17 protein-coding genes are annotated in these 13,028 nt (G+C 60.1%); 4 read left to right on the top strand and 13 right to left on the bottom strand.

The window, feature by feature from the left end; all coding sequences use genetic code 11:
* The first annotated feature begins 219 nt into the window (after positions 1-219).
* Both U9R61_RS05745 and mutL read left to right on the top strand, forming a co-directional pair.
* Entirely contained in the window at positions 220-1,194 is a 975-nt protein-coding gene (locus U9R61_RS05745; RefSeq protein WP_322487865.1) for a PP2C family serine/threonine-protein phosphatase, read from the top strand.
* 13 nt (positions 1,195-1,207) lie between these two features.
* Positions 1,208-3,064, top strand: a complete 1,857-nt coding sequence (gene mutL, locus U9R61_RS05750; protein WP_322487866.1) for a DNA mismatch repair endonuclease MutL — start codon at positions 1,208-1,210, stop codon at positions 3,062-3,064.
* A gap of 210 nt (positions 3,065-3,274) precedes the next feature.
* Here mutL and U9R61_RS05755 read toward each other — a convergent pair whose 3' ends face one another.
* From U9R61_RS05755 to csx15, 7 genes are all read right to left on the bottom strand, one after another.
* A complete protein-coding gene (locus tag U9R61_RS05755; RefSeq protein WP_322487867.1) occupies positions 3,275-4,438 on the bottom strand; it encodes a C45 family peptidase in 1,164 nt (387 codons plus the stop codon).
* A gap of 120 nt (positions 4,439-4,558) precedes the next feature.
* Positions 4,559-4,966 carry a hypothetical protein gene (locus tag U9R61_RS05760; protein ID WP_322487868.1) on the bottom strand — a complete coding sequence of 136 codons (408 nt, stop codon included), beginning with the start codon at positions 4,964-4,966 and terminating at the stop codon, positions 4,559-4,561.
* Positions 4,967-4,970: 4 nt separating this feature from the next.
* Complete coding sequence (locus U9R61_RS05765; protein ID WP_322487869.1) at positions 4,971-5,282, bottom strand: hypothetical protein; 312 nt, start codon at positions 5,280-5,282, stop codon at positions 4,971-4,973.
* 24 nt (positions 5,283-5,306) lie between these two features.
* Positions 5,307-5,519, bottom strand: a complete 213-nt coding sequence (locus U9R61_RS05770) for a hypothetical protein (RefSeq protein WP_322487870.1) — start codon at positions 5,517-5,519, stop codon at positions 5,307-5,309.
* 78 nt (positions 5,520-5,597) lie between these two features.
* Positions 5,598-6,023: a hypothetical protein gene (locus U9R61_RS05775; RefSeq protein ID WP_322487871.1), complete on the bottom strand. Its 426-nt coding sequence runs from the start codon at positions 6,021-6,023 to the stop codon at positions 5,598-5,600.
* 27 nt (positions 6,024-6,050) lie between these two features.
* Positions 6,051-7,217 (bottom strand): cysteine desulfurase family protein, encoded by a 1,167-nt coding sequence (locus U9R61_RS05780; RefSeq protein WP_322487872.1) that lies wholly within the window; start codon positions 7,215-7,217, stop codon positions 6,051-6,053.
* Positions 7,214-7,612 carry a CRISPR-associated protein Csx15 gene (gene csx15 / locus U9R61_RS05785; protein ID WP_322487873.1) on the bottom strand — a complete coding sequence of 133 codons (399 nt, stop codon included), beginning with the start codon at positions 7,610-7,612 and terminating at the stop codon, positions 7,214-7,216. Before csx15 ends, U9R61_RS05780 begins: the two co-directional genes overlap by 4 nt.
* A 159-nt stretch (positions 7,613-7,771) precedes the next feature.
* Between csx15 and U9R61_RS05790 the strand changes: the two genes are divergently transcribed.
* A complete protein-coding gene (locus U9R61_RS05790; protein WP_322487874.1) occupies positions 7,772-8,185 on the top strand; it encodes an META domain-containing protein in 414 nt (137 codons plus the stop codon).
* Between the two features lie 10 nt (positions 8,186-8,195).
* Here the strand turns inward: U9R61_RS05790 and U9R61_RS05795 are convergent, their stop codons facing one another.
* From U9R61_RS05795 to U9R61_RS05805, 3 genes are read right to left on the bottom strand one after another with little or no spacing between them, the layout of a single operon-like run.
* Positions 8,196-9,143 carry an ABC transporter substrate-binding protein gene (locus U9R61_RS05795; protein WP_322487875.1) on the bottom strand — a complete coding sequence of 316 codons (948 nt, stop codon included), beginning with the start codon at positions 9,141-9,143 and terminating at the stop codon, positions 8,196-8,198.
* Between the two features lie 13 nt (positions 9,144-9,156).
* Entirely contained in the window at positions 9,157-9,543 is a 387-nt protein-coding gene (locus U9R61_RS05800; RefSeq protein ID WP_322487876.1) for a hypothetical protein, read from the bottom strand.
* On the bottom strand, positions 9,540-9,836 hold the full coding sequence (locus U9R61_RS05805) for a YggT family protein (protein WP_322487877.1): 297 nt from the start codon (positions 9,834-9,836) through the stop codon (positions 9,540-9,542). Before U9R61_RS05805 ends, U9R61_RS05800 begins: the two co-directional genes overlap by 4 nt.
* A 334-nt stretch (positions 9,837-10,170) precedes the next feature.
* Here U9R61_RS05805 and U9R61_RS05810 point away from each other — a divergent pair, with 334 nt between their 5' ends.
* The gene (locus U9R61_RS05810) at positions 10,171-10,614 is read left to right on the top strand and encodes a hypothetical protein (RefSeq protein WP_322487878.1); all 444 of its coding nucleotides are present in this window, start codon (positions 10,171-10,173) and stop codon (positions 10,612-10,614) included.
* 3 nt (positions 10,615-10,617) lie between these two features.
* On the opposite strand, the gene U9R61_RS05815 is transcribed toward U9R61_RS05810, so the two are convergent.
* The 3 genes from U9R61_RS05815 to U9R61_RS05825 all read right to left on the bottom strand — a co-directional run bounded on the left by U9R61_RS05815 (position 10,618) and on the right by U9R61_RS05825 (position 13,026).
* Positions 10,618-10,881, bottom strand: coding sequence for a hypothetical protein (locus U9R61_RS05815; protein WP_322487879.1), 264 nt, complete (start codon positions 10,879-10,881; stop codon positions 10,618-10,620).
* 359 nt (positions 10,882-11,240) lie between these two features.
* Entirely contained in the window at positions 11,241-12,017 is a 777-nt protein-coding gene (map, locus tag U9R61_RS05820; protein WP_322487880.1) for a type I methionyl aminopeptidase, read from the bottom strand.
* Between the two features lie 76 nt (positions 12,018-12,093).
* Complete coding sequence (locus U9R61_RS05825) at positions 12,094-13,026, bottom strand: methylenetetrahydrofolate reductase (protein ID WP_322487881.1); 933 nt, start codon at positions 13,024-13,026, stop codon at positions 12,094-12,096.
* Between the last annotated feature and the right edge of the window lie 2 nt (positions 13,027-13,028).

Consider the following 13,028-nt stretch of genomic DNA (forward strand, 5'->3'; position numbering starts at 1 on the left):
ATAGTACCATAGAAACGATGGCGAAAGATTGGAGGGCGACAGCGCGCTGTCGTTCTCTCTGCGTTCTTACCGCTTGTTGATGGTTTACCGCAGCGGTGCAGAGGTGTCATGAGAGGTAAGCGCACATCGTGCGCGTCTCCCTGCGTCCTCTGCGCTCTCTGCGGTCAATCTCACTGCCCGCGCCGTATGGTATACTGCTGGCAAGTCAGCAAGGAGGCAATGGGGTCGCCTATGCGCGTGCGGTACAGTGCCCGGACAGATACCGGCAAACGGCGCGAAATCAACCAAGATGCGTATGGCAGCGCCGAAGTAGGGCAGGGAACGCTGCTCGTCGTCTGTGATGGCATGGGGGGGCACTTGGCCGGCGAGGTCGCCAGCAAGCTGGCGGTCGAGACGATCATCGCCACCTTCCAACCCGGCGACGATCCGGCGGCAGGGTTGCGCCACGCCTTTATCACCGCGAACCAGCGCGTGTACGACGAAGGCCGTGGTAGTATGGGCACCACCGCTGTCGCTGCCTTCTTCTGGCACAATACGCTCTACGTGGCCAACGTCGGCGACAGCCGGGCCTATCTGGTGCGCGAAGGCCAGATCCGCCAGATTACCCACGACCATTCACTGATCGGCGATCAGGTGGCAGCGGGTCTGCTGACCGCTGAAGAGGCCCGATCATCCAACATCCGCAACATCATTACCCGTGCCATCGGCCATCTGGGGCACGTCGAGGTCGATCTGTTCCGCGAGCCGCTCTTACCCGGTGATACGATGGTGCTTTCAACCGACGGTATGCACGGTCTACTCACCGACGATGAAATCGCCGCGATCGCCAGCATGCATCCGCTTGATGTAGCGACGCGCCGGTTGGTGGATGAAGCGAATGCGCGCGGCGGGCCGGATAATATTACCGTCGTGATCGCGCAGGTTGACGGTCTCGACCCAACTGTCAGCGAGAGCGATTCTGCCGCCGTTGCGGCCCCGCCGGCGCCAATCGTAGCTGCGCCGCCGGCAGCCAAGCCGCTGTCGCGGGTCGGTCTGACTCTGTTCATCCTTGTGCTTGTGATGTTGTTTGGCTTGAGCTTGTTTGTGACGCTCACCGATCAGCGCAACCCGCCGCCGTTGTTGAGTTCGCCGACGGTTGTGGTGACTGCGACGGCGGCGAGTACGGTGACGCCATTACCAACGGCTACGCCATAACGGGGCGAGGCCTATGCCGATTCGTCTGCTCGATGAAACGATCGCCGCTCAAATCGCCGCCGGCGAAGTGGTTGAGCGCCCGGCTTCGGTGGTGAAGGAGCTAGTCGAGAACGCGCTCGATGCCGGCGCGCGCCGGATTAGGGTCGAGGCGCGCAGTGGCGGGTTGCGCGAGATCCGCGTCCAAGACGATGGCTGCGGCATTCCGGCGGATGAAGTGGAGCTGGCGTTTGCCCGCCACGCCACCAGCAAGCTCCAATCCGCCGAAGATTTGTGGGCCATCCGCACGCTGGGTTTTCGCGGCGAAGCCTTGCCCAGCATCGCGAGCGTGGCGCAAGTGATGTGCATCACCCGCGTGGCTGAAGCCGAGTTGGGGGTTGAGCTGCGCATCGCCGGCGGCGAGGTGCAATCGCGCTTGCCCTGCGGCTGTCCGGTCGGCACGACTATGACGGTGCGCAACCTCTTTTACAACACCCCCGTGCGTCGCGAGTATCTCCGCTCCGAGGCGACTGAAACCGGCGCGATCAGCGCGATTGTCCAGCAGTACGCTCTTGCCTACCCCGAAGTGAGCTTCAGCCTCGTGGTTGATGGCCGGGTGATGTTCCAAACTGCCGGCGATGGCGATCTGCGCGCGGTGGCGGTTGAGTTGTACGGTCTGGAGGTGGGGCGCGCCTTGTTGCCGGTGCAGGCCGAAGCCGGCGCCGATGAGTTATGGGTAGCGGTGCGCGGTCTAATTTCACCACCCGATCTGACTCGTAGCTCGCGCAGTTATCTGTCGCTGTTCGCCAACCGGCGCGCGTTGCAGCCGCGCGGCGCATTGGCTGCCGTGGTCGAGAATGCCTACCATACGATGTTGATGAAGGGCCGCTTCCCGATCGCGATCCTCGACCTGCACGTGCATCCGGCGGCGATTGACGTGAACGTTCACCCGACCAAGAGCGAGGTGAAGTTCCGCTATGCCGCGCACGTCCATAGCGTGTTGGGCCGGGCCATCCGCGATGCCCTGATCAGCGGGGCCGATATTCCGGTCTGGGATGCGCCCGATCCGGCGACGGCCCAGCGCCGGTTCGAGTTGCGCCGGCTCGGCCAAGAGCCGCCGTCGCCATCGGCATGGGGAGTTGGCGCTGCGGCGTGGGATCGCGACCGCTCGCGCTGGGATGCCGGTGCGCCGGCGGCCCATCTGACCACGCCGTTGCCGTTGCCGCCGGCAGCCGAGCCAGTCGCGCCGGAACCGCCCGCTCTGGTTGCGCCGGCAGCGGTTGCGCCTGCCGCAATGCCGGCTCCCACCCCCTCGGCGCTGCCGCCGCTGCGGGTAGTGGGTCAGGTCGGCTTAACCTACATCGTCGCCGAAGCGCCGGAGGGGATGTATCTGATTGACCAGCACGCCGCCCACGAGCGGATTACCTACGAGAAGCTGATGAACCAATACGCTCAGCGGGCAGTTGAAACGCAGCAGTTGCTGTTGCCGCAAGCGGTTGAGCTGAGTCCCGAAGCGAGCGCGCTGCTGGTAGGCAATGCCGAGAAGCTGGCTGAGTGGGGATTTGCGCTGGAACCGTGGGGTACCGGGGTGTTGGTGCGGGCCATGCCGGCCACCCTCCCGCTCGACGAATTGGCGCAGGCGTTACACGAGATGGCCGAGCGGCTGGCCGGACGCGGCGGCAGCAACCCGCTCGAATGGCGTGAGGCGATGCTGATCACGCTCGCCTGTCATACCTCGGTGCGTGCCGGCCAGCCGCTATCGCACGAAGAGATGCGCCAACTGATCCGCCAGCTCGAACAGTGCGCCAGCCCGCGCACCTGCCCCCACGGTCGCCCGACCATGATCCTGATGACGCCGGCCCAGCTTGAGCGGCAATTTGGCCGCCGCGTATAACGTAGCGACGGACGGACCTCCGTGGCCGCAAAGCGAGCAAAGGCGCCAAGATCGCAGAGGGCGCAGAGGTTTTTGGTTTGGGGCTTTACGATGCTTGGTGGCTTGCCCAAGTGTCATTGGTGCAAACATAGCGAAAGCTATTCAGCCACAACACCAACCGCACTCACACCCCCATCCAAAAATCGTTGCACCTCTGCCCCCTCTGCGCCTTTAGATTGATACCGGCACGAACGGCGCTAAACACGGCACATTCGCCGCCACATGCATCGTTTGCGCTGCTAGATCGATAATCACGCCGCACACGCTCTCGCTGCGGTCAACTGCGGCAATCCGCGGATCAGGGTGGCGACAGATACAGCGCGGCGCACCCTCGTGGTCGCGCAAGATGCGCTGCAACCCCGCTAGATCGATCTGGCCGGCAGCGGCCTGCAGCAGCTCCCATGCCCGGCCGTACCGTTCACGCGAGGTTGAGGTCGGCTCAAGCGCGCACTCGCCGGCGGCAGCGCCAGCATCGAGGCAGTGGTTCGCGTGGGCCAGCAACCCCTCGCGCGCCGGCAACTCGGCCACCCCTCCCGGCGTGATCTCCAGCGCCATCAACTCGCCGCCGGTACCGGCCAGCGTAATGCATGACGAACCGCTAGCCGGGATGCGCTCGGCCAGTTGGCGCGCCGCCGCGACGCTGGTCGTTTGCAGCATCTGGCGCAACAAGATATGCACCGGCATCCCCTGTCGCTGGCCGTCGGCCTGCGAACGCAACAGATTAAGGCCAACCGCGACGCCTGCCCTATTTAGCCCGATCTTGGCCACCATCCCCGCCTCGGTCAAGGTCAGGATCGGCGGCTGATCGGGGCTGATGATCCGTAACAGTACGCATGCCTCCCGCTGATCACCCTGCCAATCCCATGTCTGCGCCAGCCAAACCCCGCCGTTAGCGGTGGCTGGCGGTGCGGCAGCGGCAGTGGTGCATTCGCCATCATCGCCAGTGTCGCTGGCGGTGGCCGGTTGCTCAACATGCTGCGGCACCCCGACGGCCCGATTGCGGGCCAGCGCCGCCGCTGCCTCCGGGTGATGCACCCCGACCCCCACCCCGGCTAGCAACTCGGTGCGGACATTGAGAGCAATGATTTCAGCGAGAGTGCGCCCTGCTCCGGCAGCGATGCCGCGCATCTCATCGAGCAGATCAGGGGCAATCTCTGCCAACAGCGGCGCATACGCCAGCGCCTCGTGTTGGGCCGCTGCCCAGTCTAAGCCGCGCCGGTAGGCAAACAAACGGGCATAGCTGGCAATGCTGTGCCGCACCTGCGCCGCAGTGGCGGCCCCGTACTGGCGGCCCCGTTCAAACGGTTCGCCGGTGATGGTGATCTGGGGAAACATCGCGTATCCTTTGCTCATTATTGGTCGTCTACTGCCAGCCGTTGAATATCGTCTAGGCAAGTCTCCTCAATAACAACGTGATAGTCGGTCAATGCTTGCTGATGGGTATGTCAATCGGTGTCAACCGCGTTGATGATGGGTGGATGATCGGGATGCGCGCGCTACTGCCACAAATGTGCGATCAGATCGGTCAAAACTGTGCAGGCGCAGGTCAGCGGGAAATTCAGCAAATTCCTGATCATCTTTAGTGTAGGTAATCGGAACCTTGGCGCAGATTTGCCGATTTGCTTGGTTGTCCCACAGCCACTTGAAGAAGGTGTCGCCAACGCCGGGTTGGCCGCGCAGTGAGAGATTTTTCTGATACTCCCGTAATATCAACCCATCATCGTCAAGCGCAATCCGTCGCTGTGCTCGAATAGGTTGTAATGCGTTAATACAAGCTAGCCGGCAGGCGAGGCTCGCGTGTTTGGCTTGACTGTTGGCCGTTATCGGCACGTTTGTGTCAACAACGACGATCTTCTTTTTCATGAACCTAGTTGCCGCTTGAGCGCCGCTTCTTGCATGGCAGCAATTTCGCCGAATTCATCGCCAAAAAGGTACACAGCACAATCACCGGTAAGATTTGTGAGACGCCAAAACCAACGTCGATAATCAAGACTTCAGGACTACGCGCAGCCAAACGGATCCGCACTTCATACGACTTGCGGTTCGCGGCAACCGGTCGCACCACGAAGTCGTGGATCAGACCAAGCTCACGCATCCATTGGGCGACTCGTTCTTCGAGCGTTTTCGTTGGCCGATGGCCTTTGCCAACCTTGATAGCTCGCTCACGCGAGGCAAGCATCGCCGCAATTGCCAATTCGCCGCGTCAGCCTACATCTTGCGGACGTTGGCCGCTCCACGTGTAATCGCGTTGTGGATATTCACGGAGCGGCCCTAGGTAAAAGATATTGTTGAACAATTCCTCAAAGGCGAGGACAAAATCAGCTAGAAAGCTGGCATTTCGATAGTAGGCGTTCACTTGATCGGGAAAGCCATAGCATTTGATCGGGGCCGGCAATCTGGCCGGCCGGCCTCGCATCCGTTTAAGCTCATATCCTTCACATACGACATCGTACTTTTGATTTGATTGCTGCACCATGCCAAAACGATATGTATGCTACGAGCTGGTTTGAAAAGCATACTCGAATCGCTCTACACTGATTCCTTCGTCCGTTCCCTTGATTGCGGTCAAGAAATACAATTCAGGAATCGAGAATAGCAATCGCTTTTCATCGATTGGATCAAGGATTTGGAATTCCTTTGCAAGCTTCCACGCGATGGAGATAGTGAGTGTGTTGGGGATCTGATGGGCGTGAATCATATCGAAAAAGGTGACGAGATCGGTATAGGTTCGTTCATCGCCGGTGTGGAGCACTCGTTGCCGGTCGGCAGATTCTACCGTCTGTTTCAGCAACAGCAAGAGTTGCAGAATCGATGTCTTCCCAGCGCTGTTCGTGCCGAACAGGCCGGTGATTGGCGCCATACGGATCCGGCTTGTATCGGTCCATGATTTGAATTGCTCGGCTTGGAGTGCGGTAATCATAGGCGAAGTCACGTGGTGTGGCCATCCTTATGCACACGGCGCCACGGCGCGCAATTGGGCCACCAGATCGGGCAGGACGTCGAGCAGGGTCTCGATCTGGGATTCGGTGGTATGCCGGCCTAACGAAAAGCGGATCGAACCGTTCGCTTCATCGGGCGAGAGGCCCATTGCCAACAGCACGTGCGACGGTTCGAGCGAGCCGGAAGTGCAGGCGCTGCCTGAGCTGGCGCAGATGTCGCGCTGGTCGAGCAAGAGCAGCAGGCTTTCGGTTTCAATGCAGGCAAAGCCAAGGTTGACAATCCCCGGCAAGCGGTGGGCGCGATCGCCGTTCAGCCACGAATGTGGGATGCTGACCAGCACGCCGTCGATCAGACAGTCGCTGAGTGCGCGCAGCCGGGCCGTGTGGCTAAGCCGTTCGCTCTCGGCAATTGCCAGCGCCTTCGCCAACCCCACAATTCCGGCGATATTCTCGGTGCCGGCCCGCCGTCGCCGTTCTTGTGCGCCGCCGTTGATCTGCGGCGCCAACGGCGTGCCGCGGCGCAGGTAGAGCAACCCTACTCCCTGCGGCCCGTAAAACTTGTGCGCTGTCAGGCTGAGCAGGTCGATACCCAGTGCCTGCACATCGAGCGGCAACTGGCCGGGAGCCTGCACCGCATCGCTATGAAAGAGCACCCCGCGCTCATGGCAGATGGCAGCCAGTTCGGTGATCGGCTGGATCACACCGGTCTCGTTATTGACGTACATCACTGAAACGAGCGCCGTCTCTGGGCGGATGGCTGCAGCCAGATCGGCCGGGTTCACCCTCCCGCTGCAATCGACCGGCAGCAACGTGACGCTGAACCCTTCGTATTCCACCAGATAATCAATGGCGTGCAGCACAGCGTGGTGCTCAATTGCGCTGCTGATCACATGGGTCTTGCCTTGCGCGCGCAAGGCCATCGCCACACCCTTAATCGCCAGATTGATGCTCTCGCTGCCGCCGCCGGTAAAGACAATCTCTTTTGGTTGGCAACCCAACACCAGCCCCGCTTGCTCACGCGCATCGTCAAGCGCCTGTAGCGCCGCACGCCCCACCTGATGAATGCTCGACGCATTCCCGCTCATGCCGGTGAGGAACGGCATCATCGCCTCAAGCACACGCGGATCGAGCGGGGTGGTGGCGGCGTGATCGAGATAAATCAGGCGATCGTTCATACGTTGCTCTGCTGGGCGCGACGCATGCGTGCTTCATCTCGCAAGACTTGTAGGTTCAAGATTTCAGCCACTTCAAATTTGGGCGGCAACGTGCCAGCGACCGGCCGCAATCGTAGTACGGGCGGAAAGTAGCCCATCCGCCCGTGTAATTCGGCTAATAAGGCTGCGGCAATAAAATTAAGTGATGGCAAATTCACCAAGATTTCCTCGGTTTGCCATTGCTCTGCTGAAAGGCCGGCGGCGTCAGCGAGGGCGATGATTTGGGGCATGAAAGGCTCTTGTTGGTTGATCTGACTTGTTATATCAATAATTCTCTCAATATGCCTTTCTGTTAATTTCACGATCTGCTCTTGTTGCGGCGCTGTGATTGGGTGAGCGTAATTAAGTATTATCATCTCAGTCAACCTTTACGAACAATCTTGCGCTGTCCTAATTCTATTGTAACCCAAAGCGCGCCGGTGTGGCGCTGGCCGATAGCCGAAACTTTTGCCGGCGTGATCTCGTCTGTATGCCGGTGTCAATGTTCGTGCGTGATGTTGAAAGGATACTGCGCGATGCCTCTCCTCCGTCCTGCTCTGCTGCTCTTAGTGACGCTGCTGATCGCTTCCTGCGGCAATGCCGCGCCGGCGGCCAATCTCGCCAACCGCCAATGGCAACTGATCGAGATCAACGGCCAGCCACCGGTCGCTGCCGGCCAGCCGTTGACGATCGCGTTTGGTCCCGACAACCGCGCCAGCGGTTTTGCCGGCTGCAACGGCTTTGGCGGCAGCTACCGGCTTGACGGCGCAACCATTGCCTTTAGCCAGATAGCCAGCACATTGATCGCCTGCGCCGATGATGCGATCACCGCCCAAGAGCTGACGTTCCATCAGGCGTTGGCTGCTGCCGCGCGCTACGAACTCAAGGATAGTGTGCTCTCGTTGTTTGATCGCGATGGCAACGTTCGTTTGCGCTTTCAGGCTCAATAAACCGGTATCATTACTCTAACAGATCATTCGTAAACAATTCGCAGTACGTTTCCGGCGCCAGTAGGATTGGCTGACCATTGCGGTCAACAATGAGACCTTGCTGTTCGAGCCACGTGATAAATGCCCGCCAGCGTTCATCATCCATGATTCCCCACTGACCATCGGCGGTGAGCAAGGCGGGTGCTAATTCGGACAGACTCTCGGCCACAAACGCTCGCTCGGCCAAGGTTGGATGGTTGGCGGTGGCGATCAGCAGCTCAACCGCTTCACTGGGGTGCTCAACGGCAAAGCGATAACCCGCGGCAGTGGCGGCAAGGAAGGCGCGCAGGGCATCGCTGTGCTGGCGAACGGCCTCCGGATGGGCCAGGAGGATCGGTGTATACCCATAAGGAAGGCCGTAATCGTCGAGCCGGAAGGCGTTAAGCGTGATGCCAGCACGTCTGGCTTGTACCCCTTCCCATGGTAAAAACACCCACGTGGCATCAGCCTTACCTTGCAGCAGTGTCTCCCAAATACCGAGTTTCGGCGGGAAGATTTCCTCGAATTCACCCTTGCCGCCATCGTTGCGAATCATCTGTGCGACGATGGCCCGCTCGAAACGGGCATTGTACGACGCATAGCGACGTCCATCCAACTTCGCTGGCCGATCAATCCCGCTGCTCGCTAGGGTGACAATCGCGCTCGTATCGCGCTGCGCGATGGCCGCAATCGCGATGAGCGACGGCTTGGCGGGGTGCAGATAGTAGCTCAATGCGCTTTCAGATGGGGCAATGGCCAGCATGGCATCGCCTTGCGCAACTTTCGCCGCTGGCGTGGTCTGATAATGGTCGTCTTCAGGTGAGAGTAACACTATGTCAAGACCGGCATCCTGATACCACCCCTTGCTCATTGCCACGTAGAAGCCAATGTGGTTCGTATTGGGCGTCCAGTCAAGGGCCAAAGTGATCGGCTGTGCCATACGCCTCCTTTGCCTACTGCTGCTCTTCAAGGATGATCGTCTTCCCCACCCCCATCACGCGGGCAATCAGCCACCCGATCGTAAAGACCGGGATCGGCTGGGTGAACGGGATCAGCGCCTCGACCGCAGCTTTGTTGCGCAACCCGCGCAAGCCGAGCCGGTCGAGGATGACCCAACTGATCGGCGCTGCCAGTACGTCTAACCCTAAATCGAGCAGGTCGAGCGCGATCGGTAGCGCGATCGGCAGGTAGTGCATGGTCTCGAAAAAGCCGGCGGTAGGTGGGACATTGAGGCTGCGGAGGTGTTGCCAGATCCGCCAGAGCACAATCGCGGCAAGCGTGACGCCAATCAGCATCAAGATGCCCAACCAATATAAGATGCTTAAGAGATAGTCGGTCACGATTGCCGCATCCTTCCCAGCCACAGCCAGCCCAATGCGGTGATGAACATCACGACGATGAAGGTGGTCAATGTGCTCAACTCCAGTATGGCGCCAAAGCGCGGCTGGCCGCGGTCGAGCGCGGCGAACGGCGCGACGAGCGGCCCGGTCAGCGTGTAGAGCCACGTAATGGCCGGACTATCGGGCCGCGCGGCGAGCAGCTTGAGTACGAGCCGCGCCATGAGCAACCCGCTCAGCGCACCGCCGAGAAATGCAATCGAATCGCGTACTCTCAATCTCTGTCCTAACGGCATGGCAGCTCCTTGGAACAAATGGTTGCCGCGCTTCGTCTCTTTCATTGTGAAAGCCAATATACCGCCTAGTCATTGTGAACCGGCGGCGAAGCGATCCCCGGCTCAAGCGTGATTGGCAATGGCAAGCGAACGGTGATACCTGTATATCCGTCGTGTCGTCGTCAGTCTTATCATAACAATCATATCAGAATCGTGGATATTTCTCAGCGAAATCTGACTAGCGACCTATAGCATTCGTAACCGTAATTTGTTACACTATCAAGTACTCGCTTTACCTACAGTTCGGATCAGCCGCAGTCAGTTGTAACTCAGCAATCGGCACGGAGAAATCGGGATGATCAAGCCAATGGTGTCAGCCGGCGCAGAGCAGCGTATCGCGATCAAAGGGCTATTCCACTGGCGACGGTTTAGCCTCTTTACGGTGATGATAGGCATTGAACTGTGTTTGCTGCTGGGTGTGCTCGCTTGGTTGCTGAGCGCGATACCAGCGCGCACGCCATTGGCTGCTACACCTGATCTGACGCCCCTTACGCGCGAGATTCAGGGCCGGCTGAGCGGTGCGATTGTCGATCCGTTGATTGAGGTCAAGCCGGGGGTGGCGATCCGGGTCAGCAATCTACGCGGCTTCCGCTACGAAGGCCACATCTATTATTACTACGTCGAAGGGGCGGCGAATTACGATCCGCTCTCGCGCGGTATCGTGCAACCGGATCGGGTCGAAATTATGCTGCGCGATACCAGCGGCACCCAAACCATCGTCCTCTACCGCGTGCATTGATCGTTACCGGCGGCGGCCCTCTTCCCAGTCGCCCCAGTCGCGTTCTTCCGCTGCCCGAATCGCGCGCCGCTTCAAGGCCCGTCGCGAAATCGGGATGACTTCGTTGAGGGTGGCCCAGAGTTGCTCTTCAAGGTGCGGTTGGGCGGCCAAGGCCGCTTCAATTGCGGCGGCGGCGAGACCGCGCGCGTGCAACTCGCGCGCAATGGTTTTTGCCCGCTCCTTGTCACCGCTCGCTAAGGCCGCGATCAGTTCTTCTTCCAGCGTCATAACCGTTTCCTTTGGCGAGAGCGCAACGTGTGCAAAGCCGCAAAGGTTATTTAGGGAACAATCCTAAGTGTTCTCGCGTCCCGCCTAATCAAAGACTCGCTGCGTGCTCTGCGCCCTTTGCGCCTTGGCGTTTATCATCCCCTGCGCCGTGGTAGTAGCCATCACCCCCTAACCCCGCTCCCACCTGACGGCGGGAGCGGGGGAACTGCTGCTAATGGAAAGAGTGATAAACGCAAAGCCACATAGCACAATTATATTGGGGAACGACCCAAGCGTTCTCGCGTCCCGCCTGCTGAACGATTCTTTGCGCCTTGGCGTTTATCATCCCTCTGCGTCTTTGCTCCCGCTGCGCCTGTACGTTACGCGGTCAGAATGATCGGCCCCTCCTCAGTGATCGCCAGTGTATGCTCAAACTGGGCCGACCGCTTGCCATCGGCGGTGCGCACTGTCCAACCATCGCGATCGACTTTGGTCGTCGCTTTGCCAGCGTTGATCATCGGCTCGATGGTAAAGACCATACCAGCCACGATTTTGCGGGTCTGGTTGGGGTCGTCATAGTGCAAAATCGTCGGCTCTTCGTGCAGATTGCGGCCCAACCCGTGGCCGGTATACTCGCGCACCACCGAAAAGCCGTTGGCTTCGGCATAGCGCTGAATGGCCGCGCCGATCGCGCGTAGCGGGTTGCCCACCCGTGCCTGCTCGATGCCCAATTCGAGGCAGCGGCGGGTGACATCGAGCAACCGCTGCGTCTCGTCATCCACCTCGCCGACGGCAAAGGTCTCGCAAGCATCACCGATCCAGCCGTTCAGGCGCAAGCCGATATCAATGCCGACAATATCGCCTTGGCGCAGCCGATCGCGCTTGCTGGGGATGCCGTGGCAGATCACGTCGTTGATCGAGGCGCAGATCGTGCCGGGGAAGGGCGGGATGTAATTGCGCCGGCCAGCAGGCACATACCCCTTGTACACCGGCTCGGCCCCGTGCGAGCGGATAAACTCCTCGGCAATCGCGTCGAGTTCGGCGGTGGTCACGCCGGGACGGATATGTTCGCGCAGCACGTTGAACGTCTGCCCCACCAATTGGCCGGCGGCGCGCAACAGTTCAATTTGAGCGGGAGATTTAAGGATGATCGCCATCGGTTTACTCTCCATCGTTTCGGCAGATGCTACCTATGTTATAGCACAGATCTGACGAGTCCCTTCAGTTCCATCCCTATTCCCTGCTCCCCACTCCCTCCTCAATTGCCGGCGCCGGCGGGCGCGGCAGCAAGCCGGCCTGTTCCACCACCCGCGGAATCGCCCGCGTCCAGTCAACCGACATAATATGCACGCCGGCTACCCCTTCAACGCTCAACAGTTCGTTGACCAGCTCGGCGGCCAGCGCGATCCCTTCGGCTTCGCTGTCGGCGGCGCGCTGCATGCGCTCGATCACCGCATCGGGCATCAGTGTGCCGGGCAGGTGATCGCGCAGGTAGATTGCCGATTGTGGCCGACGCAAGATCATTACACCAGCCAGAATGTAGGCCTGTTGGTGCAGACCGGCGGCGCGCACGTCGGCCATCCAGTGGCGGAAGCGGGCTACATCGAAGATCAACTGGGTCTGGACAAACTCGGCCCCGGCTTCGATCTTCTTTTCCAGCCGCGCCGCTCGTTCGACATTCGGGTTGGCTACGCTGCCGATAAAGAAACGTGGCGCTTCTTTCAACGGCGTGCCCGCCTGAAAGGTGGCTTGATCGCGCAAGGTGCGTAGCATGCGGATCAGTTGAAATGAATTGAGATCGAGCACATTCTTGGCGTCGGGATGGTCGCCGATGCGGGGATGATCGCCGGTCATCGCCAGCAGATTGCGTACGCCGAGCGCCGAGGCGCTCAATGCGTCGGCTTGCAACGCGATCCGGTTGCGGTGCTGGCAGGTCATCTGCATAATCGGTTCAATGCCGAGTTGCTGCAAGATCACGCTGCCCCCCAACGACGACATGCGGGCAATGCCGCGCTGATTATCGGTCAGATTGACCGCATCGACATAATCGCGAATGTTCGTGGCGAGGGTCTCAAGGTGCGTGCGGGCCGCCCCCTTTGGCGGCGCGATCTCGCCGGTAACCACAGTCTGGCCGGCGGCTAGCCGGCGTTGCAGGGTGGAGTGCATAA

It is taken from the genome of Chloroflexus sp. (genome assembly GCF_034431535.1).
Lineage (GTDB): Bacteria > Chloroflexota > Chloroflexia > Chloroflexales > Chloroflexaceae > Chloroflexus.